Source organism: Bacillus thuringiensis, from assembly GCF_001455345.1.
Lineage (GTDB): Bacteria > Bacillota > Bacilli > Bacillales > Bacillaceae_G > Bacillus_A > Bacillus_A thuringiensis_N.
This window is the reverse complement of record NZ_CP013274.1, coordinates 2015938-2034718: the sequence shown is the minus strand read 5'-3', so window position 1 is coordinate 2034718 and position 18781 is coordinate 2015938. Positions and strand designations below refer to the sequence as shown.

The window sequence follows — 18781 nt, the reverse complement described above, 5'->3', positions numbered from 1 at the left end:
TCCCTTTCAATACAGCAAGCTCATAGCTAAAGCTATGAGCTTTTTTTACTTATCTCACCTTTTCAGCTACATACTCCATAAACTGCTCCGCATTAATAAATCTTTCTTTGTATGCCTCAGGTACTTCTTCTACTTTCATCCCACCAGTTGATTTTGTCTTCACTCGTACGATTTCATGTGTCATTAAAGCTTCCATATAGTGATCAAACTCTTCTAGTGTTAATACTTCTTTACTAGATTTATGACCATTTAATTTATCAAAGTATGGTTGAAGCCTCATACTTACCTTCTTCATCTCTTCTCTTTTTGCTGGTGATAATTGATCATAATCAATATTACCGTTTGAATCTCCATATACCAGCTTTGCATTTGTTAATTTTTTTAGTTCTTTTGTAAACTCTTCATATTCCTTCGCACCCATTTCATCTTTCGCTTCTGATAATTTTGCATTAAAACGCATATACGCTTCTAATGTCATTGCTCCGGCATGTTTTTTTAAATTCTCGAAAGACCCGTATATACCATCAGCCATAATAGATTGATACGCAAAACCAGTCGTCGGGATTAAAAAAGCCGCTGCAAGCACTCCTGCGATAAGGCGCTTCTTCCTTTTACTTCCCCCGCTCTTCATTTTTATTTGAACGATTACTTTTTCTTTTAACTCGGGCGGGGCAACAATCCCATTTGCTTCCTCTTGTATAGATTCTTTAATTCTGCAATCTAAACTCATTTCACATTCCCTACCTCTCCTAAAAAGATTTCTTCTACTTGCTCTTTTTGACGTAGTTTTATTAATGCTGCGTGAATTCTAGATTTCACAGTACCAATTGGAATATGTAATATTTGTGCTACTTCTTCTTGTGAATAATCGTGTAAGTATCTTAAGATAATAACTTGTTTTAATTTATACGGTAATTTATGAATGAGTTCGATTAGTTTTTGGTTGGATACTTTACTTACAACATCGTTAGAAATATCAATTTGTACTGGTTTTCTTTGCTCTTCCGCTTTTTTTATAATTCGTAGACGCATCCACCTCTTTCTTCTATAAGAATGAATTTGTTTAATCGCAAGCCCAATTAGCCAAGGACGAAATGGTTTCTCGGTATCATATTTACGAAGCGATTCATATAGCTGTATGTATATTTCTTGAACGACATCATCTACATCCGTTTTATCATCTATTAAAAAATGTGCTGTTTTATATACTTCTTGAATCGTTTTATCATACAATTCGCTATACGCTTCTTTATTGCCTGATAAAGTTAATTGAATGAAATGCACGTAATCTATTTCACTCTTCATATACCAGCCCTCCTTTGTCTTACACAATATATTGGCAAGTAATTTATATTTCGTTCGATTTTTTTAAAAAGTTTTTTTATATAAATTAATATAATGATTCAATGAGTTCATAAGCTTCACTTATAACCTTGCATAACTATTATATAATTTTCCAATTTCTAATGAAGACTTAAAATGATTTATATAGTCAAATTTAGGAGGATATATGATGAAAGCTATCGTTGTAACGTCGTTCGGTGGTCCTGAAGTGATGAAATATACAGATGTAGATATTCCGGCTATTTCAGAAGATCAAGTTTTAATTCGTGTTGTTGCTACAAGTGTTAATTTCGCCGATATTAAATCACGTTATGGCAAAAAAGGAAATAAAGCACTACCTTTTATTCCAGGGATAGATGCTGCTGGTATGGTAGAACGTGTCGGTTCTCATGTGAAAAATATTTATCCTGGACAGCGTGTCATCGCTTTTCCTCAAAATGGATCTTACGCTGAATATGTTGTTGCAAATGAAAATCTTACTTTTGCTTTACCTGATGAGGTCAACTTTCAAACTGCAGCCGCTTGTCCTATCGTATCTTTTACAAGCTATAATTTACTCGCAAATGTTGCTAGGATTCAACAAGGTGAATCTGTACTCATTCATGCAGCTGCTGGCGGAATTGGCACTACAGCGATTCAACTTGCAAAACTATTAGGGGCTAGAAAAGTAATCGGTACTGTCGGAAGTGAAGAAAAAAGAAAAATCGCTTTAGATGCTGGAGCTGATTATGTTATTTTTCATCAAGATGAAGATTTTGTAGAGAAAGCCAATGAGCTGACAAACGGAGAAGGGGTTAATATAATTTTGGACTCTATTTCTGGAACTGTTTCTGAAAGAAGTTTAAACTGTCTTGCTTATTACGGTCGTCTCGTTCATTTCGGTAATGCTAGCGGTGAAATTGGAAATTTCCAAACGAAAGATTTACATGCCAGTTGCCGTTCTATACTCGGTTTTAGCTTTGGCACTACACGAAAACAACGCCCTGAACTACTCCAAGAAACTGCAAATGAAGTATTCCGTTATTTGCGTGATGGACGTTTGCAAATCAAGGCTACGAAATCTTTTCCACTCCAAGATGCAGGGAAAGCACATGAATGGGTCGAAAGTAGAAAAAGTACAGGGAAAGTAATACTAACTGTTCAGTCCTCTTCCTGAAATGAATACTTGAAACCGAGGTGTCATTCATGGGATCACGAATTATGCATGCTATTATCGCTAACGGTATTGCCGAAAAACTATGTATTCAAGATAAAACTTCTTTCATACTTGGAGGTGTAGCCCCTGATGCGGTTCATTCAGCAGAAGAAAAAGGAACTTCACATTTTTACGCTGGCACAACGAAAAACTATACGAGAAGGATAGATTTCAATTCTTTCTTTCAAAAATATAAAGCTCAAATGGATTCCCCTTTTCTCTTAGGCTATTACACCCACCTCATTGCCGATGATAATTGGCTAAGTGGCTTTTTTCTACCTTGGCTAAAAAATAGAATAGAAAACGACGAAACTATCGCGCCTCTGTACTATAACGATTTTAAATTGTTAAATGCAAAGTTACTTCATCATTACGATAAAGAACAACAGCTCTTCTCTCTTCTCAATCAAGAGACTCACATTGTAGATATTGAAGAGGTTTCTAAAGAAAACGTTTTAGCTTTTCGAAAGTATCTTTTTGAAGATATGCTGTATCCCGAGCAACACTTGCATGAAGACTTACAGGTGTTTACGTTTAATCAAATTGTCGGTTATATTGAAACTGCTATTCAAAAGGGTACATTTTTTATTAAACAACTCTCTCATGAAAAATCCACTTCAAAGATTTAATCCCCCTCAATATATTGAGGGGGATTTTCACATAGCAATATTATTATTATTGGTTTTTCTCCATAACCGCAAAATAATTCCCTTCACTATCAGCAAAGTTAAACACTTTACCAGAAGGCATAGTTACCATTTCTCCAACAGTAACATTTTTATTTTTTAAATCTGCATATAATTGATCCAGATTTTCTGAGAAGAACATTAAGGACGGTGTACCAAGATTTAATTCTGGGCTCATTTTCGAAATAACTTCTTTATTATGTAATATAATGCTCGTTTCAGCACCGTTAGTTGGAGCAAGTTCAATCCATCTCATTCCTTGTTTGTTATCTTCTTCTGCAACTACATGAAACCCTACCTTTTCCGTCCAAAAATTTACTGCCTCATCTTGATTATTTACATATAACATAATTTGTCCGACTTTATGGATCATTTCATTTCCCCCTAATGGTTTTTATATTCTATGTAGCTTTCTACAGATACTGTTATTATTCCTTTTTCATTCAATTACAAACAAAAAAGACGTAACTACAAATAGTTACGCCTTCCTCATCATTTATCTAGGCTTTTTCTTCCCAGTAAATGCTGGTTTCTTTTTCTTTGGTGCTTTCGGTTTCGTTTCTACAAATGATCCGTTGAACATTTCTTGCTTTGTAAACACGATACCTAGTTTTTTTGCAAATTGAAGTAATTTACGCTCTTCTTGTTGTGTTACAAGAGAAACGACTGTTCCTTCTTTACCCATACGTCCAGTACGTCCTGAGCGGTGAATATATTGGTCTACAGTGTCTGGTAACTCTAAATGAATTACATGTGTTAAATCATCGATATCTATTCCACGTGCCGCAATATCAGTAGCAAGTAGAATTTCTAATTTCCCGCTGCGGAATGCACGCATCGTTGCTTCACGTTCTTGCTTACTTGCCTCTGCATGAAGAGCTGCTGCTTTCATTTTACGGAATTTCAATTTCTGCGTAATTTCATCTAAACGGAATGGGTCATTTAAGAAAGCAACTGCTTTTACATCACCCATATGCATAATTCTTCTTACATAATCATTTTTTTCGCGTCGCTCACAAATGATATATGTGTGCTCAACTAAGCTTTTTGACTCTGCACGTGTTACACGTGTTAATTGTGGTTCAACTGCTAAATCACGTGCTGCGTCTTCTGCAGCTTTTGTCATTGTCGCCGAGAAAAATACTAATTGACGATCGCGCATCGTTGATTTAATTACATCTTGCACAGCACCCATCATTTTTTGTTTTACAATTTGATCAAACTCATCAAATACAATTGTTTTCACTTCATGCATTTTTAGCTTTTTCATACGAATTAATTCTAAAATACGGCCTGGTGAACCGACAATTACTCTTGGGTGTTTCTTTAATTTTTCAACTTGGCGCTTAATATCTGCACCACCAATTAAAGATGCACCTGAAATTTCAGTTCCTGCGGTAAACTTTTGAACCTCTTCATGAATTTGCATGACAAGCTCACGTGTTGGCGCTAAAACAACAACTTGTGGTTGTTTTACTTCAGGATTAATTTTATGTAAAAGGGGTAATAAGTACGCTAATGTTTTTCCTGTTCCAGTTGGAGATTCAGCTATAACGTCTTGTCCTTCTAAAATAGTTGGAATCGCTTGTTTTTGAATTTCAGTTAATTCTTTAAAACCAGCCTTCTCCCAAGCTTGTTGTAAAAATGGTTGCATATCTTTTATCATTTGTTTTTCTCCTTTATCTCTATTTTTGAAGAAAATGTTGTATTGTTCGCACCGTTTCTATCATGTGTGAAATAACAGCTATTAAATCATCAACATGGTCTTCTGTAATCGCTTTTTGAAATAGAACCTCTACCTTATTATGATATGAAATCGCTTGCTTATTATATTCGTATGAAAGTTTTTGCGTAATCATTCTTTCTTTTCCCCATATAGAATGCATGAAAGTTTCAATTTCACCGCACACTACCTCTGGCTTTTCTATCGGGAATGAAAATGCTAACTTCATTTCACAACCTGGTGTAAATTGTGGTACTTCCAATATTTCACCAGACAAGTTCTTTGCATCTACAGATAGTGAAAATGTTGCTTTTACTACCGGTTCGAACGGTTCTGTTAATTGAAATGAAATACGGTATATACGACTTAATGAGGCAAGGTCCATCATATCTTTTCGATCTGTTACAAGAATATCTCCATGTAAATCAAAATCATAAACAGCACCTTCTACGATTACTTTTAAATTATCAAAAGCAGTTGGATCAAACATAATTTCCTCCAAAAAACAGGCGCCTTTCGATGGAAAGGCGCCACTTGATGTATATATAGTTTACAGATAAACGAGATGAATTACAACCTTTTAGAATAAACCTACTGCTTTTCCATCTTCATTTACATCCATTTGTAGTGCTGCTGGCTGTTTTGGAAGGCCTGGCATTGTTAACATTGTTCCTGTTAACGCAACGATAAACCCTGCACCAATAGATGGTTTTAGCTCACGAATTGTAACGATAAAGTCAGATGGACGACCTAATTTTGTTGCATCGTCAGAAAGAGAGTATTGTGTTTTCGCCATACAAATTGGTAGGTTACTCCAACCCTCTCCTTCATATTGAGCTAATTGCTTACGTGCTTTCGGAGCAAATTCAATATCTTTTGCACCGTACACTTTTTGAGCAATTGTACGAATTTTTTCTTCTAATGGTAATTCTAATTCATAAAGTGGTGCGTAGTTGTTTTCACCTTTTTCAATTTCTTTTAACACTTTCTCAGCAAGGTCAACTCCGCCTTGGCCACCTTTCTCCCAAACTTCTGTTAAGGATACTGCATAGCCACGCTCATTGCACCACTCTTGTAAGTAAGCAACTTCTGCATCTGTATCTGTAATGAATTTATTAATTGCAATTACGAAAGGCACACCGAAGCTTTGAATTGTTTCAACATGCTTCTGTAAGTTTTCCATACCTTTTGCTAATGCATCTACATTTTCTTCTTTTAATTGATCTTTTGCTACGCCGCCATGCATTTTAAGCGCACGAATTGTAGCAACAATAACAACTGCTTCTGGTTTAATGCCAGCTGCACGAGCTTTAATATCTAAAAATTTCTCAGCACCTAAATCAGCACCAAATCCAGCTTCTGTAATAACATAATCACCTAATTTTGCTGCCATTGTTGTAGCGATAACACTGTTACAACCGTGAGCGATATTCGCAAATGGTCCGCCATGAATGATAGCTGGTGTATTTTCTAACGTTTGCACTAAGTTTGGTTTTAATGCGTCTTTTAATAATAATGTTAACGCACCTTCTACACCTAAATCTTTAACCGTTACTGGTTGATTTGCAAAGTTATAAGCAACTACGATGCGAGATAAACGCGCTTTTAAGTCTTGAATATCTGTTGCAAGGCAGAATACGGCCATAATTTCAGATGCTACTGTAATATCGAAACCGTCTTCACGTGGTACACCTTGAACTGGTCCACCAAGACCAATTACTACGTTACGTAGGGCACGATCATTTAAGTCAACACAGCGTTTCCAAACGATTTTACGCGTATCAATTCCAAGTGCGTTTCCTTGTTGGATATGATTATCAATAAACGCTGCTAACGCGTTATTGGCAGTTGTGATCGCATGTATATCTCCAGTAAAGTGAAGGTTAATGTCTTCCATAGGTACAACCTGTGAAAAACCACCACCTGCTGCACCGCCTTTTAATCCCATCGTTGGTCCAAGAGATGGTTCGCGAAGTGCAATTACTGTTTTCTTACCAATTCTATTAAAAGCTTGACCTAAACCAACTGTTACTGTTGATTTACCTTCTCCAGCTGGAGTTGGGTTAATTGCTGTTACTAAAACAACTTTACCGTCTTTCTCATCTTGTAAGCGCTTAAAAATATCAAGAGATAACTTACCTTTATAATGCCCGTATGGCTCTAATTCATCTTCTAAAATATTTAAATCAGCTGCAATTTCTTGAATCTTCTTCATACTCGCTTCTTGTGCGATTTCAATATCGGATTTAACTGTTGTAGTAGTTGTCATATACCCTAGTCCCCCTTTAATTGGTTCTGATGATATTGTATCAGTTTTTTGTATTTTCTGCACTTATTTACCTCCTAAAAATTCTTTCATTTCTTTATACGTTTTTTAACATAAATACCCATAAGAACGTTAACGATTGTTGTAATTCTGTAGGTAGTTGACCTAACATCCTCTCATTTACTCCGCGCTTATATACCCCGATACCATCTACAACTTCAAAACCTTGTTCTTTCGCTAACTGTTCAAATTCCCAAGGCATCATCGTATTACAAACAACGCCCTTGCCATATAAACGAGGATAACTGTTCTCTCGTGGCTTTGCTGTTGGTCCTAAAATTGCAATACATGCATATCCATCTCTTTGTAAAACACGCTTAATCTCATTTAATGCTCGTAATGGCTCCTCGGTCCATTCTAAAGAATTAATTGCCATAATTGCTTCAAATTGTTCATTTTCAAATGGTAAGGAAGAAAGATCCCCTTTTATAAAAGATAAATTTGGTCCTTCTCCGCGCTCCTTCCCTTTTTGAATCATCACTTCTGATAAATCTACACCAACTGCTTTATATCCCGTGCGACTTAATTTATATGTACCGTATCCATCACCACAACCAACATCTAGCACTTGCGCTTCTTTCTTCACATATTGTTCAAAAAATGGAATAATTGTACTCCTACTCCCGCTGTCCCACATCTCCTGACTATTTTGATTCCAAAATTCTGCACTACTATCCCATTTTTTCTCTGCTGACTCATGCCAATTAAATGTTGTCATGCACTCCCCTACCTTCACGTTTTATCACTCATTTCATTCTACATCATTTTCCAAAATTCCTGTTTTATCTTCATAAGAAGATGTACATGCTAACGACGGAATCTTTATTCTCCAATTTTTGCTTTACTTGGGTTTAACTCATACTCATGTTCTTCTCTTTATGAAAGATACTATAGGTACACCCAATTGAAAGAGAGGGATGTACATGCGAAGAAAGAGAAATCATCATTTTAAAAGTGGTGAAAAAAACGAAGAGTATGCAGCTGAAATATCACCAGCTGGCATTCCAATTAGACATAAGCGTAAAGAAATTGCAAATGAAATAGAAGGTACAAATACCGGTGCAATGATAGGCTATGTCGCTTTATTTCTTTCGCTTTTCTCAATTGCATTTTATCCGGTTACACTCGGCTCTCTTGCGATTTTAGTCGGCTTATTAGCTGTCAATTTCGGAGCAAGAACACTTGGATATACAGCAATTGGCTTTGGTAGTTTTTCTGTTTTATTCACTTTATTTTATCCGCTTGCTTTGTCAGCGTTTTAAAAAAAACACACCAAGTTATACTTGGTGTGTTCATTCGTGATACAACATAATATGACCGCATCCACAACAATGTTTTGCTGTAATTTCTTGAAACACTGGATAATTTTCTTCATCCCTATGCTCAATAAACACCTTTTCAAATCGATACATATTTGGTGCATACGCCCAATCTTGTTTTGTACGTGCATATAATGTAGAAGAGAAAAACTCCTCACCACCGCAAACAATACATTCCGTCTTCATTATTACCCCTCCTATGCTTGTCTTACTTCATCTATATGAACATAAGCATAAGAAAAAGACCTTCTATTACTAGAAAGTCTTCTCTGAAACAAAAAGAAATGTACCAAACATTCCTACTCCGCTATATTCTTTCGTAACACCAGCTTCTGTCTTAAATGTTTGCTTTACAGTCATAAAGAATACACCGTTTCGTGCATCTGTACTTTCAAATTTTAGTTTTTCTTTTTTACCATCTACATTTTGTGTGCATTCAAAACTACTCTCGTCACATTTCAATGCATACTTATCTTCTAGATACAATTTAAAATCTGATTCTTTCGGACAAGTTATAAGTAAAATCGCCACAAGAATAATACTTATAATACCCACAATTGTATAATACTTCTTCATTTGTACTCCTTTCAAAAGACAAGAAAACTTGACTGCATGCGCCAAGTTTTCTTAGTCCACAACCCATTGCCACTCTTGCTCTTTCTTATCAAAAATGAGCCATCCTGTCTCTGTTGCTTCTTCTTTTAATTCATCGATATTATCTAGCACTTCATCCGTACTTTCATACGAACCCACTACATATACCGGAATTTCAAGACCCCTTCTTGACTCAATTTTCCCTGCTAGATCAATATAAAGACCATCTTCCATTAGTGGAATAAGTCCCATAATCACTTCTTTTGAAATCGCTGGGAAAATTTTTGATTTTTGGAAGAAAGTAAAACGTTTCTTACCGAAAGCACCGAGTTTATAAGGAATGACTTTACTTAACATCCCTACAAAGTCAGCAATTCTACGATAATACACTTTGTTGTACCATCCATCATCATGTGAAAAATAAACAAATCTATTTTTCAATAACGGAAAGAATGTTCTTGCAAGTGGTTCTTTTTTGTGAGCCAAATATAAAAGCTCTGCAATTTCTTTTGGCTCTAATTCATCTAAATCGCTTGCATCATCAAAATCTACCCAACAAAATTCATCAAATTCATCAATCTCTGCTTGAATTAACTTATGTATATTTTCTTCCTCAACATATTCAAATAAAGTATGATAATGAAAATCTGTCCATTCAAAGTTATGCTTCAAAAGCAACACTTGATGGAGCGGTGAAGGGATGTTACTTGCAAACTCTTTAAACGTAATTCCTGATGTAATAAAACAATGACCTCGACGATTACCATTAATATATATCATATTCTTTACTTGGTCAGATCCTCCAGACAAAGCACCTAGCCACCTTCGTTTTATATGTTTCAATTCTATAGCATATTTTAACATGAAAAATTTTAGAAACATAGAAAAAACTTCAAAAACTATTTACAATTTCATGAGTTTTATTACATAGTGATTACAAGAAAAAACACCTGCTCGCGAGCAGGCGTTTTTAAAGGATTTCATCTGGGTTTTGAGGGTGATGATTTCCCTCTTTCTTTTCATCTTTTTGGAACATCGATTGAATTTTATCGATTGTTTGTGGAGCTAATTCAATCATTTTTTCCGCTAAATGTGTCGCATTTTGTAAATGAAGAATATTTACTCCATCTTTATTCACCACAAGAAATGCTACTGGTGTAATAGAAACACCACCCGCGCTACCGCCACCAAATGCAGGGTTACCGTTCGCTCTTTGCCCATCATTCGTTTGGAAATCAGAACCTCCTGCTCCAAAACCGAACGCTACTTTAGAAACTGTTAACACTACGCCACCGTCAGCCGTTTGAACAGGCTCTCCAACAATCGTATTTACATCGACCATTTCTTTTAAATTTTCCATTGCTGCTTTCATTAACCCTTGAATTGGATGTTCCACCGTTCATAACCTCCTTTGTCATATCTTTCCTAGTTTTTCCGAAAGTTTGTGAACTAAACATAAAATTTTATATTGATTTCAAAAAACTTAAGTTGTAATATTCAGAAAAATAAAAAGGTATTGATTCATTGCTGATACGAAAATTAACAATGAAAAATCATGAACAAGTATTCGCTTCGCTTACCTAAAAGAAAAAGTTGCTCTTAACTTATTTATTATTGGAGATATAGAATCTTTCGGTTATGAAACAAACTTCAAGATCTGTGGGGATATTTAAAAGGAATGGACCATTAAAGTCAATTTTACTCCGCTTCCATGATTCATTTATACCCTATAGTAAAGAAGAATTTGTTACCTCTCATTATGAGGCACTTCTTTCCGCATATAAGCCGCTGGAACTCTCTGGTAAGTCACAACTATTATTGAACGATTTGAAACTGTTTCAAATATACAGCTAGGTGCTAAAAATGAAATGCATTTTTGTGAATGTCTGGATGACAACAACTTACCTAACACACCAATTCATAAAAAAATGAAACTTGTTTCACTAGATGATGTAGAGCGCATTATGCAATTGCGGAGTAACATCATTAAATTTCCTACAAGATTAAACTGATGAGGAGCACACACTCTTAGGAAATCACCAGTATTTTTGAAAAAGCCACGTTAAGAGCCGGCAAGATTTCATACAGTTTTTTTGCTAATGCAGTAACAAACGAGAACACTAAAACCTAAGCTAGGATAGAAATACATAAAAAGTTCCATAAAATTATATAAAAAGAAAAAGGCAGATTCCTTTTGAGGATAGGGTTTCTCCTTGTGTGCTTGCTACCAATCATGAGACGTTATGTTAATTGAGTATGAACACAATATACAATAAAAATCCCTCGTTTTTTCTTCTTATCACATGATAAAATGATTATAAGTGATAAATGTCGAAATAATTAGAGAATACAAAAGGATTGATTACATGAAAAAAGGATTAGGATTACTTGTAACTATAATAATTGAAGCTGAGATTGTATATAAACTATCTAAGATCTTAAAATGGAGTTTTATTGATTTAACTTTCTTCGCTGGAATATGTTTTGTTATTATTACATATTACTTTAGCAGTAAAGGTGGATTTTCTAGCAACAGTGTTCGCCTTCAAACTCAAGCTAGATTGGGTATTAAAGTAGAGGAAGAAAAATTTGAATTACGTGTAGATCCTATTTTAATAGGATCTATTATTTATACAGTATTATCTTTAATACTTGTAGTAATAAGTTATTGGGGTTACTTTATCAAATAATTTTCACTTCCAATAACGAGAATTATGTAAATGAGCTGTCCAAACGGATGGCTTATTTTATTTTTACCTATCTTCCAATTATCATAATTAGGTGTTCTATATCCTCTATTTTAATAACTGTTCCAATTAGAAAAATTTTCATAGTTATTTATTCTCCTTTTTTATTGATTTTTCCCATGAGATTTTGAACAACTATATTCCATAATAAAGAAAGTGCAGTGACAAACAGTACTGCTAAAGAAAAATAGATTCTATCCTTCCACGTATCATGTACAATCATACCTAGCATAATCATTATTAACGCACCAATACATATCATTATTTTCGAAAATTTTCGCATTCTATAATCACTCTTCTTTCTCAAATTCAAACGAAAAACCTCCACCATAACCATAAGAGACTATTCCCTACTTACTAATTATAGTAAGACTCTCCAACTCTTATGGAAAGTTTATTATTATCATTTTCCAATCAATACAAAATTCCTAGGTGTTTATTTACCTCTATTTGTAATTTTTGTAGCTAAACGATTAAATAATACTTAACTTCCATATGCCAACATCCCAATACCAATCATACCAATACTGAAAAATAGTTTCTGCCATAAATTAAATGGGAAAAACCACCCTGCAATAACAAGTACCATTGTGCCAATAATAATCATAAATTTGCTCCTCTCTTCCAAAGAAAAAATGAACCCTCCATTACCATGAGAGTAACATTAAAAGAGGCAACTAGTAGACCACCTCCTAATTAAAACTATTAGTCATACATGTTACATATTTTCAACTGTGATTCCATACAATCTATCTCTATTTTGCCCTTTTCTTTTTTCGATTTTTAAATATAATCTCTAATACTACTACTGTGGTGAATCCTACAGTTAGTTGTAAACCTGTAATCAGCAGTTTATCATTTAGAGGGATATCAGGTACACTCCACAGTAGTACCGGAGGAATAAGTATACCTATGATTACAAGAGTTCTCATTATCTTTCCCATTTTGTTTCCTCTTTCGTATTTTTAAAATCTATATGTATTTTCCAACCACTTTACAATTCTACTAATTTCTCACGTAGGACTAATTCACTCTCAGTCATATATCCTCTATGCATTTCCTCTACAATCTTATCATGATTAAAACATAATACTTTTTCATCACCTAGATAGCCCACTGGATAAGGAACACCTACATAATCAAAATCACGTTTATCTGCTGAAATGATCATTCTTCCAATAACCATAACAGGTTAGTTTAAATCTTTTAGCTTTACAACTGAACCTATCGGGAAAAGCTTCATCGTCATTCTCCATTCTTTTTAGATATATTCTTCGACTTGTTACTCAAAATTTCTAATAGATAGGAAATTCCAATACCTATTCCACCAATAATTAATGCTGCAATAGCTGTTAAAAACCTTTTTCCCATTGACTGTGGAAAAAAGAATGAAGAAAAAAATAACACCATGGTAAAAATATACATCAAAATACGTCCTTGTTTAAACATGTGTGCTTACTCCTTTTTTTCAGGTCTCAAGAACAAACCTCCTCCGAAACCTTTATGGGTTACCCCCTCAAAATTGCTCTTAATAGATATTATTATCATGATGATTTCTCCCTATTGTATTAATCTTATTTATGTTTAAATTTACTATACATTCGTTCATAAAATTTGTTAGTCCCAAGTGCACATGCTCCTAAAATAAGAACACCTATAATAAAGCCAATCTTTTTAGGTAATTCATAAGGAGACATTATAGCGACTACAAGAAATATAGCAATTGCAACATATGTAATATATTTTCCAGTCTTAAATGGTTGCATATTAATATGCTCCTCTCTTAATCTCCAATTTTAATGGTACCACCTATCCCATAACCCTCTCTAACGTATAATCCCGTTTCTTTCCCTAATTAATATCGAATTATCCCTATCCTTTTTCAAACTTTATTATTGTTTAAATTTGTTATGTATTCGTCCTACCACTTTATTCGCCCTCAAGGAAATGGCCCCTAAAATTAAAACAAAAATAATAAGAGCAATCTTTTTAGGTAGGCTATATGGCAATAACATAGAAAATATAAGGAGTATCACAACTCCAACATATGTAATATATTTCCCAGCCTTTAATGGTCGCATATTCATACGCCCCTCTCTTAATCCTCAAACTTAATGGTATCGCCTACGACATAACCCATGGTCTCCTATAACTAGAGTGAAATCTAATATAAGAAAAGATTTCATTCAACTTCTTACTTATTACCCATAACTTCTATTGCTAGTTTGGCTGTCTACAAAATGCTCGTCTAATTTTCCTTCTATAGAAATATTCATTAATCCAAGTTTCATTTATTTATCCTCCTGCTAATATAATCCAATAAAGTAATTCCACCTAACCCCATTGTCCCAAAAAAAACCATACTAAATGTATATATTACCTTTTCCTTAATTGAATATGGACCCATTAATCCAACAATGATTGCAATTACAACTCCTATAATCATTACTATTTTTGGAATCTTCATCACCTAACTACTCCTTACCCATCTTCTCGAATTTTACAAATCTACACCTTTGGGCCTTACTACTGTTCCCACTTATCAAAGCTTCATTGTCATTCCCTTTTATCTTTTGTTTTTTCAATAAAGTCCATTATATATGTAAATCCAATTGCTAATCCGCCAAAAACAAGTACAAAAAAGTAAGTAAGCATAAGATCTTCTACTGGCTGCGGAAAAAATAATGAAAGTAAAGCGATAATAGGTACTGTTATTAAATATATCGTTCTTATTCGCTTGAAAGGTCGTATTTATTTAATCCTTTTTCTATTGAATTTCTCCATAAGATTTATAACAAATGAGTTCCATACTAGTGAAACCCCAGTAAATATAAGAACAGCTAGCGAAATAACAATTTTACCTTTCCATGTTTCTCCATTTATCATAGCTAGTGTAATTAATAGCACTGCTGAAGTACATATTACAATTTGGGTAACTTTGCGCATACTAACCCCATCCTGACTCACCTTAATCATCAAACTTTCCCACTTCTTTCAATAAGACTCCATCCTCAAGGTCCTCCGACTCAATCACAATTGCTATCAACCCATTTTCCGTACACGTCTCATGAAATTCGCCCTTCTCCCAAAACACAGCTTGTCCCACTTCCACCTTCACTTTTTCTTTATCTGCTCCGCATACATATCCTTCGCCGTCCACAATAAGAAGCAGTTGCGATACAACTGCTTCATGATATCCAATTATTCCATTCTCTTTTAAATGCATAGCACCGATATGTATATTCCCTTGATGATTTACTATTTTAGACATTATGAAATTAGATTGAAATGCTGTGATTTGCTTTCCTGCTTTTTCACTAAAATCAAAAATCTTCACTTCTAGTCCTCCTTATACGTATAAAACCATCCTTACTGTCTGCATCATATGACCTTCAAAATCTTCTTCAAATTCCTCTAATTGCGCAAAACCTTTCGCTTCATAAAAACGTTTTCCTTTTTCATTCGCTGCTTCTACATGAATGTATAGTTTCCGAATTCCTTTTAATACCGTTAGCCCTTTTTGTAATAAAGCACTCCCTATCCCTTTCCCTTGCTGATCTGGCAACAAATAAATTGCTCCTAATTCCGCTTCGTTTTGTAGTCTAACGGGTGAGAAATTCGCAAAGCCAATTACTTCTCCCTCTTCTTCCGCAACGAATAAATGTGTATTTTCAAGACGATATTTCATTTTTTCGTCAGAATAGGCCTCGTCTAAAAAGCTGTCTTGAATCTCTCTAGGAATAATACCTTCGTATGTATCATGCCAAGCTATTTTCGCTACTGATTGTACGGCGTGAATATCTTCTTGCTTCATTTCTCTAATTACATAAGTCATCTCGATGTCTCCATTCTCTTTAAATTATATTCTGCTAATATACTAGAAGAAATGGCAGAACCATTTTCATAATTCACCTTAATTAATTTTAATTTTTCAATTGAAGCTGTTGCAAAATCAAATTTTCCATATATATATTCCATTACACGTAAAAACTGATTTGTATGTAACCTATTTGCAATCGTACAATGCGGAACCCACTTTTCCGGTACGTAATATGAATTCGGGTTATCATGAAAAGTTTTAAAATAATCATGATAAGAATGATGAAGTTTTAACAATTCATCAGTAACAGTCGGTGCTAGAAAGACCGTTCCATTAGTAGGAAAAACTCCAACAGAAAGAAAAGTTACTGGGGCCGTATTTTCTTGAACAGCTACAAACTCCCCTAACTTCTCCGTGTATAAATGAACATCTAACTCATTGTAATCAGCTAACGTAATATGAGGTTCTACTCCGGCTAATTGATTTGTGCCAATGATATTTGTTAATTCATTTTGCAATTCTGTAATTTTATTAGTAAACACACGATCAAATGTAGCAATAATAGCGTACATACTTCTTCACCCCTTTGTTACACATAGCGCTTCCCATTCTTCACGAATTATTCCCATTCGAATAGAATCATAGTACGTTCCGTTATAATAACGGCAGTTGCGCATTCTACCTTCTAAAGTCATTCCTATTTTCTCAGCCACTTTCATCATTCGTTCATTACCAGACCAAGTCGTGAGCCCTACTCTACCAATCTCCATCTTTTCAAATAGTAAATCTCGATATAGAGTTAAAGCTTCTGTACCGTAGCCACCATTCCAGTAAGTTGGATTATAAATGACAATTCCCATCTCCAACCAACGCGTCGGTTTATGCTCCCAATAAAATCCGACCGTCCCTATAATTTGACCGTTATTTTCTATGATCAAATTGGATAGAGGTTCTTCTTTTAAACGGGTTTGCATCTTCTCTTTATAAGGCATATATTCTTGCATCGAAAATGGAAAATAAGGTGCGTCCCATTTTTTCCATTCTGGATTTTCTTCTTTAAATACGAGATTCCATAATGGTTTTATATCTGATTCTTCAATTGTACGAATTGTAACTTTATCCCCTTTTAATATTACGTTTTGCATAATTCCCTCCTACAATCCTCTTTATTTCATATATAATTATAATATTTTTTCAGAAAAATCAAAACCAATATCATTTATTATATTGTATAATTTTGTTATAAGGTACATCACCATTACTTAGTTAATAAAAAATAGGAGGTTACATCCCTCCTATTTCAGCTAAATATTTTCTTTTTCGTCTTTTCTATCTCAACTAAAATCCCTTTCTCTATCCAACCTTCTACTCCATCTTTTTTAATTAAATCATAGCCTGAGCAGTTACCATCAATAAGAGAAACAATTTCACCTTTTCTTACGCTTATTTGCGCACAAGAAATATCGGTTTTCACTGTGTATTCACCTGAATCAAGTTGCCTAATGTATTCATCTTTCACATAAAGTAATGTATTCGTTTCCTTTTGCTTGCATATTGTGTAATCTTGCATCTTCTCCATCGGCTCTATGTAATAATGTGGATAGGTAACCCCACCCTGCATTGTTGCATCGGCAAGAAAATCTGCTATTACTTCATACTCTGGAAAATAATCTACATATGTATAAGAAAACGCATCACCTGCAATTGTCCTCTGTATGATAAATGCATTTAATTGCCCTGCCTCTTTAATCGCATTTCCACCGTCAATTGCAATAATCTTTTTCTCCTTATCAATAACTGGATTGTTAGATGGAGCTTCAACAGAGTAGTTTACAACAGGCCAATGCCCGACAACTACATACTTATTTGCTCTATGTGATTGATTGAAAAACTCCGGCATTGCTATCGCATTTTTTCGTTCTGTTTCTTTCCAATCCTCTCTATCTTCAAGGCCAGCATGTACAAAGATATAATCCTCAGTTTCAATAGCTGTTGGTAATTCTGTTAGCCACTTTATTTCTTTTGAGAAATGGCTCATCAATATGTTTTTCACTTCACAAATATCACTTTCTTCATTAATGATAACATTCAATTGCGCTAGCCATTCATTAAAAATTGTATTCTTTCGCGTACACAAATAATTTATTAACGCAGGATTTTCATTTACAAGCGCTTCAACTACAACCTCACAATTCCCTTCAATTACATAAACATTCGGCTTGCTAACTACTAGATCCATCACATAGTTTATGACGCCAATACTATTTCTCCCTTTCTCACAAAGATCACCATTAATAATTAAATAATCTTCATCTTTAAAATTAACTTTATGTAGTAATTCCTTAAAAAGATCTAATTCTCCATGAATATCAGAAATAATGATGACTCTTACATCATTCGGTATGGATAATTTCTTTATTTTTTCCAACTATAAACGCTCCTAACATTCTCTATATTCTCTTGTTAATTTCTAATATTCGACAAATTATATTACTAGACCTGTCCCTAGCTCAAATCTGAAAAAGAAAATAGGTTCCATATATTTTTACACACGGAACCTACTTAGTATTATAACTCTTTATAAAAAGAATAGCTTACCTTATCAAACCCCTCTCTTTCATAAAAACGATGTGCATCAATTCTTGGAAACGCAGATGTAAGAACGATAGAATTGCATCCTTTTTCTTTCCCCCATTTTTCTACATATGACAGCAGAACCTTACCATAACCTTTTGATCTATGAGCTCCCGCAGTTACAAGGTCATACACAAAAACATGTTTCTCATTATAAAAATTCGTACAAATCGCTACACCAGCTAGACTAACAACTTCATCCTCTTCATTACGTAGCGAAAATAGTTTATAATTTTCTTCTTTCATTTTTTGAAATAAAGAACTTGCTTCTTCTCTTGAAAGCTTCGTTCGTAATTGTTGTAATACGGGAAATACATCGTGTAAATCCGCTTCTGTTACTACTGCTTTAACATTCATTATGATTCGCCCCTTACTATTTACAAAATTTTCTAA

Annotated in this window: 31 protein-coding genes and 1 pseudogene; 5 read left to right on the top strand and 27 right to left on the bottom strand. The window is 34.3% G+C overall.

The window, feature by feature from the left end:
• Positions 1-49: 49 nt before the first annotated feature.
• Both ATN06_RS10725 and ATN06_RS10720 read right to left on the bottom strand, forming a co-directional pair.
• The gene (locus tag ATN06_RS10725; protein WP_060630616.1) at positions 50-730 is read right to left on the bottom strand and encodes a DUF3600 domain-containing protein; all 681 of its coding nucleotides are present in this window, start codon (positions 728-730) and stop codon (positions 50-52) included.
• Positions 727-1305 (bottom strand): sigma-70 family RNA polymerase sigma factor, encoded by a 579-nt coding sequence (locus ATN06_RS10720; RefSeq protein WP_060630615.1) that lies wholly within the window; start codon positions 1303-1305, stop codon positions 727-729. The genes ATN06_RS10725 and ATN06_RS10720 overlap by 4 nt, the downstream gene beginning before the upstream one ends.
• Before the next feature lie 208 nt (positions 1306-1513).
• Between ATN06_RS10720 and ATN06_RS10715 the strand changes: the two genes are divergently transcribed.
• Both ATN06_RS10715 and ATN06_RS10710 read left to right on the top strand, forming a co-directional pair.
• On the top strand, positions 1514-2500 hold the full coding sequence (locus ATN06_RS10715) for a quinone oxidoreductase family protein (protein ID WP_060630614.1): 987 nt from the start codon (positions 1514-1516) through the stop codon (positions 2498-2500).
• Between the two features lie 29 nt (positions 2501-2529).
• Positions 2530-3168, top strand: coding sequence for a zinc dependent phospholipase C family protein (locus tag ATN06_RS10710; RefSeq protein WP_060630613.1), 639 nt, complete (start codon positions 2530-2532; stop codon positions 3166-3168).
• A gap of 46 nt (positions 3169-3214) precedes the next feature.
• Here the strand turns inward: ATN06_RS10710 and ATN06_RS10705 are convergent, their stop codons facing one another.
• The 5 genes from ATN06_RS10705 to ATN06_RS10685 all read right to left on the bottom strand — a co-directional run bounded on the left by ATN06_RS10705 (position 3215) and on the right by ATN06_RS10685 (position 7992).
• A complete protein-coding gene (locus tag ATN06_RS10705) occupies positions 3215-3598 on the bottom strand; it encodes a VOC family protein (RefSeq protein ID WP_060630612.1) in 384 nt (127 codons plus the stop codon).
• A gap of 123 nt (positions 3599-3721) precedes the next feature.
• On the bottom strand, positions 3722-4891 hold the full coding sequence (locus ATN06_RS10700; protein ID WP_060630611.1) for a DEAD/DEAH box helicase: 1170 nt from the start codon (positions 4889-4891) through the stop codon (positions 3722-3724).
• A 19-nt stretch (positions 4892-4910) separates the two neighbouring features.
• Positions 4911-5438, bottom strand: a complete 528-nt coding sequence (locus tag ATN06_RS10695; RefSeq protein WP_060630610.1) for a hypothetical protein — start codon at positions 5436-5438, stop codon at positions 4911-4913.
• Positions 5439-5528: 90 nt separating this feature from the next.
• On the bottom strand, positions 5529-7217 hold the full coding sequence (locus ATN06_RS10690; RefSeq protein WP_060633124.1) for a formate--tetrahydrofolate ligase: 1689 nt from the start codon (positions 7215-7217) through the stop codon (positions 5529-5531).
• Between the two features lie 94 nt (positions 7218-7311).
• Positions 7312-7992 (bottom strand): class I SAM-dependent methyltransferase, encoded by a 681-nt coding sequence (locus ATN06_RS10685; RefSeq protein WP_060630609.1) that lies wholly within the window; start codon positions 7990-7992, stop codon positions 7312-7314.
• A 205-nt stretch (positions 7993-8197) separates the two neighbouring features.
• Here ATN06_RS10685 and ATN06_RS10680 point away from each other — a divergent pair, with 205 nt between their 5' ends.
• Positions 8198-8536 carry a hypothetical protein gene (locus tag ATN06_RS10680; protein ID WP_001253198.1) on the top strand — a complete coding sequence of 113 codons (339 nt, stop codon included), beginning with the start codon at positions 8198-8200 and terminating at the stop codon, positions 8534-8536.
• Between the two features lie 30 nt (positions 8537-8566).
• On the opposite strand, the gene ATN06_RS10675 is transcribed toward ATN06_RS10680, so the two are convergent.
• The 4 genes from ATN06_RS10675 to ytfJ all read right to left on the bottom strand — a co-directional run bounded on the left by ATN06_RS10675 (position 8567) and on the right by ytfJ (position 10583).
• Positions 8567-8779 carry a hypothetical protein gene (locus ATN06_RS10675; protein WP_060630608.1) on the bottom strand — a complete coding sequence of 71 codons (213 nt, stop codon included), beginning with the start codon at positions 8777-8779 and terminating at the stop codon, positions 8567-8569.
• A gap of 69 nt (positions 8780-8848) precedes the next feature.
• A complete protein-coding gene (locus ATN06_RS10670) occupies positions 8849-9169 on the bottom strand; it encodes a hypothetical protein (RefSeq protein ID WP_060630607.1) in 321 nt (106 codons plus the stop codon).
• A gap of 51 nt (positions 9170-9220) precedes the next feature.
• Positions 9221-9997: a hypothetical protein gene (locus tag ATN06_RS10665; RefSeq protein WP_060630606.1), complete on the bottom strand. Its 777-nt coding sequence runs from the start codon at positions 9995-9997 to the stop codon at positions 9221-9223.
• Between the two features lie 160 nt (positions 9998-10157).
• Entirely contained in the window at positions 10158-10583 is a 426-nt protein-coding gene (gene ytfJ, locus ATN06_RS10660) for a GerW family sporulation protein (RefSeq protein ID WP_060630605.1), read from the bottom strand.
• Positions 10584-10714: 131 nt separating this feature from the next.
• On the opposite strand from ytfJ, the pseudogene ATN06_RS29395 reads away from it, so the two are divergent.
• Together ATN06_RS29395 and ATN06_RS10650 are read left to right on the top strand one after the other, a co-directional pair.
• Positions 10715-11187: pseudogene (locus ATN06_RS29395) on the top strand (GNAT family N-acetyltransferase); the annotation flags it as partial.
• 366 nt (positions 11188-11553) lie between these two features.
• Positions 11554-11877, top strand: a complete 324-nt coding sequence (locus ATN06_RS10650) for a hypothetical protein (protein ID WP_060630604.1) — start codon at positions 11554-11556, stop codon at positions 11875-11877.
• Positions 11878-12025: 148 nt separating this feature from the next.
• Here the strand turns inward: ATN06_RS10650 and ATN06_RS10645 are convergent, their stop codons facing one another.
• The 16 genes from ATN06_RS10645 to ATN06_RS10570 all read right to left on the bottom strand — a co-directional run bounded on the left by ATN06_RS10645 (position 12026) and on the right by ATN06_RS10570 (position 18745).
• On the bottom strand, positions 12026-12247 hold the full coding sequence (locus tag ATN06_RS10645; RefSeq protein ID WP_234415829.1) for a hypothetical protein: 222 nt from the start codon (positions 12245-12247) through the stop codon (positions 12026-12028).
• A gap of 171 nt (positions 12248-12418) precedes the next feature.
• Positions 12419-12541 (bottom strand): hypothetical protein, encoded by a 123-nt coding sequence (locus ATN06_RS29585; protein WP_254904403.1) that lies wholly within the window; start codon positions 12539-12541, stop codon positions 12419-12421.
• A 148-nt stretch (positions 12542-12689) separates the two neighbouring features.
• Entirely contained in the window at positions 12690-12878 is a 189-nt protein-coding gene (locus ATN06_RS10635; protein WP_060630602.1) for a hypothetical protein, read from the bottom strand.
• A gap of 50 nt (positions 12879-12928) precedes the next feature.
• Positions 12929-13120, bottom strand: a complete 192-nt coding sequence (locus ATN06_RS10630) for a DUF4176 domain-containing protein (protein WP_060630601.1) — start codon at positions 13118-13120, stop codon at positions 12929-12931.
• Between the two features lie 59 nt (positions 13121-13179).
• Complete coding sequence (locus ATN06_RS10625) at positions 13180-13383, bottom strand: hypothetical protein (protein ID WP_060630600.1); 204 nt, start codon at positions 13381-13383, stop codon at positions 13180-13182.
• Positions 13384-13508: 125 nt separating this feature from the next.
• A complete protein-coding gene (locus tag ATN06_RS10620; protein WP_060630599.1) occupies positions 13509-13700 on the bottom strand; it encodes a hypothetical protein in 192 nt (63 codons plus the stop codon).
• 126 nt (positions 13701-13826) lie between these two features.
• Entirely contained in the window at positions 13827-14015 is a 189-nt protein-coding gene (locus ATN06_RS29390) for a hypothetical protein (protein WP_060630598.1), read from the bottom strand.
• A 206-nt stretch (positions 14016-14221) separates the two neighbouring features.
• Positions 14222-14401 (bottom strand): hypothetical protein, encoded by a 180-nt coding sequence (locus ATN06_RS10610; RefSeq protein ID WP_060630597.1) that lies wholly within the window; start codon positions 14399-14401, stop codon positions 14222-14224.
• Between the two features lie 89 nt (positions 14402-14490).
• A complete protein-coding gene (locus ATN06_RS10605; RefSeq protein WP_060630596.1) occupies positions 14491-14685 on the bottom strand; it encodes a hypothetical protein in 195 nt (64 codons plus the stop codon).
• Entirely contained in the window at positions 14686-14880 is a 195-nt protein-coding gene (locus tag ATN06_RS10600) for a hypothetical protein (protein WP_060633122.1), read from the bottom strand.
• 22 nt (positions 14881-14902) lie between these two features.
• Positions 14903-15271, bottom strand: coding sequence for a cupin domain-containing protein (locus ATN06_RS10595; RefSeq protein ID WP_060630595.1), 369 nt, complete (start codon positions 15269-15271; stop codon positions 14903-14905).
• Between the two features lie 12 nt (positions 15272-15283).
• A complete protein-coding gene (locus ATN06_RS10590) occupies positions 15284-15769 on the bottom strand; it encodes a GNAT family N-acetyltransferase (RefSeq protein WP_060630594.1) in 486 nt (161 codons plus the stop codon).
• On the bottom strand, positions 15766-16326 hold the full coding sequence (locus ATN06_RS10585) for a 2'-5' RNA ligase family protein (RefSeq protein WP_060630593.1): 561 nt from the start codon (positions 16324-16326) through the stop codon (positions 15766-15768). Before ATN06_RS10585 ends, ATN06_RS10590 begins: the two co-directional genes overlap by 4 nt.
• A gap of 6 nt (positions 16327-16332) precedes the next feature.
• Entirely contained in the window at positions 16333-16899 is a 567-nt protein-coding gene (locus ATN06_RS10580) for a GNAT family N-acetyltransferase (RefSeq protein WP_060630592.1), read from the bottom strand.
• Between the two features lie 155 nt (positions 16900-17054).
• Positions 17055-18182, bottom strand: a complete 1128-nt coding sequence (locus ATN06_RS10575; protein WP_060630591.1) for a metallophosphoesterase — start codon at positions 18180-18182, stop codon at positions 17055-17057.
• Positions 18183-18322: 140 nt separating this feature from the next.
• Entirely contained in the window at positions 18323-18745 is a 423-nt protein-coding gene (locus ATN06_RS10570) for a GNAT family N-acetyltransferase (RefSeq protein ID WP_060630590.1), read from the bottom strand.
• Positions 18746-18781: the final 36 nt, after the last annotated feature.

Coding starts and splice junctions, on each gene's coding strand:
- ATN06_RS10675 (WP_060630608.1), bottom strand. CDS start 8,779: ATGAAGACGGAATGTATTGTTTGCGGTGGTGAGGAGTTTTTCTCTTCT.
- ATN06_RS10720 (WP_060630615.1), bottom strand. CDS start 1,305: ATGAAGAGTGAAATAGATTACGTGCATTTCATTCAATTAACTTTATCA.
- ATN06_RS10695 (WP_060630610.1), bottom strand. CDS start 5,438: ATGTTTGATCCAACTGCTTTTGATAATTTAAAAGTAATCGTAGAAGGT.
- ATN06_RS10610 (WP_060630597.1), bottom strand. CDS start 14,401: ATGAAGATTCCAAAAATAGTAATGATTATAGGAGTTGTAATTGCAATC.
- ATN06_RS10650 (WP_060630604.1), top strand. CDS start 11,554: ATGAAAAAAGGATTAGGATTACTTGTAACTATAATAATTGAAGCTGAG.
- ATN06_RS10700 (WP_060630611.1), bottom strand. CDS start 4,891: ATGATAAAAGATATGCAACCATTTTTACAACAAGCTTGGGAGAAGGCT.
- ATN06_RS10585 (WP_060630593.1), bottom strand. CDS start 16,326: ATGTACGCTATTATTGCTACATTTGATCGTGTGTTTACTAATAAAATT.
- ATN06_RS29390 (WP_060630598.1), bottom strand. CDS start 14,015: ATGCGACCATTAAAGGCTGGGAAATATATTACATATGTTGGAGTTGTG.
- ATN06_RS10635 (WP_060630602.1), bottom strand. CDS start 12,878: ATGGGAAAGATAATGAGAACTCTTGTAATCATAGGTATACTTATTCCT.
- ATN06_RS29585 (WP_254904403.1), bottom strand. CDS start 12,541: ATGATTATTATTGGCACAATGGTACTTGTTATTGCAGGGTGGTTTTTC.
- ATN06_RS10705 (WP_060630612.1), bottom strand. CDS start 3,598: ATGATCCATAAAGTCGGACAAATTATGTTATATGTAAATAATCAAGAT.
- ATN06_RS10625 (WP_060630600.1), bottom strand. CDS start 13,383: ATGTTTAAACAAGGACGTATTTTGATGTATATTTTTACCATGGTGTTA.
- ATN06_RS10710 (WP_060630613.1), top strand. CDS start 2,530: ATGGGATCACGAATTATGCATGCTATTATCGCTAACGGTATTGCCGAA.
- ATN06_RS10725 (WP_060630616.1), bottom strand. CDS start 730: ATGAGTTTAGATTGCAGAATTAAAGAATCTATACAAGAGGAAGCAAAT.
- ATN06_RS10570 (WP_060630590.1), bottom strand. CDS start 18,745: ATGAATGTTAAAGCAGTAGTAACAGAAGCGGATTTACACGATGTATTT.
- ATN06_RS10670 (WP_060630607.1), bottom strand. CDS start 9,169: ATGAAGAAGTATTATACAATTGTGGGTATTATAAGTATTATTCTTGTG.
- ATN06_RS10620 (WP_060630599.1), bottom strand. CDS start 13,700: ATGCAACCATTTAAGACTGGAAAATATATTACATATGTTGCAATTGCT.
- ATN06_RS10715 (WP_060630614.1), top strand. CDS start 1,514: ATGAAAGCTATCGTTGTAACGTCGTTCGGTGGTCCTGAAGTGATGAAA.
- ATN06_RS10600 (WP_060633122.1), bottom strand. CDS start 14,880: ATGCGCAAAGTTACCCAAATTGTAATATGTACTTCAGCAGTGCTATTA.
- ATN06_RS10590 (WP_060630594.1), bottom strand. CDS start 15,769: ATGACTTATGTAATTAGAGAAATGAAGCAAGAAGATATTCACGCCGTA.
- ATN06_RS10680 (WP_001253198.1), top strand. CDS start 8,198: ATGCGAAGAAAGAGAAATCATCATTTTAAAAGTGGTGAAAAAAACGAA.
- ATN06_RS10690 (WP_060633124.1), bottom strand. CDS start 7,217: ATGACAACTACTACAACAGTTAAATCCGATATTGAAATCGCACAAGAA.
- ATN06_RS10580 (WP_060630592.1), bottom strand. CDS start 16,899: ATGCAAAACGTAATATTAAAAGGGGATAAAGTTACAATTCGTACAATT.
- ATN06_RS10630 (WP_060630601.1), bottom strand. CDS start 13,120: ATGGTTATTGGAAGAATGATCATTTCAGCAGATAAACGTGATTTTGAT.
- ATN06_RS10685 (WP_060630609.1), bottom strand. CDS start 7,992: ATGACAACATTTAATTGGCATGAGTCAGCAGAGAAAAAATGGGATAGT.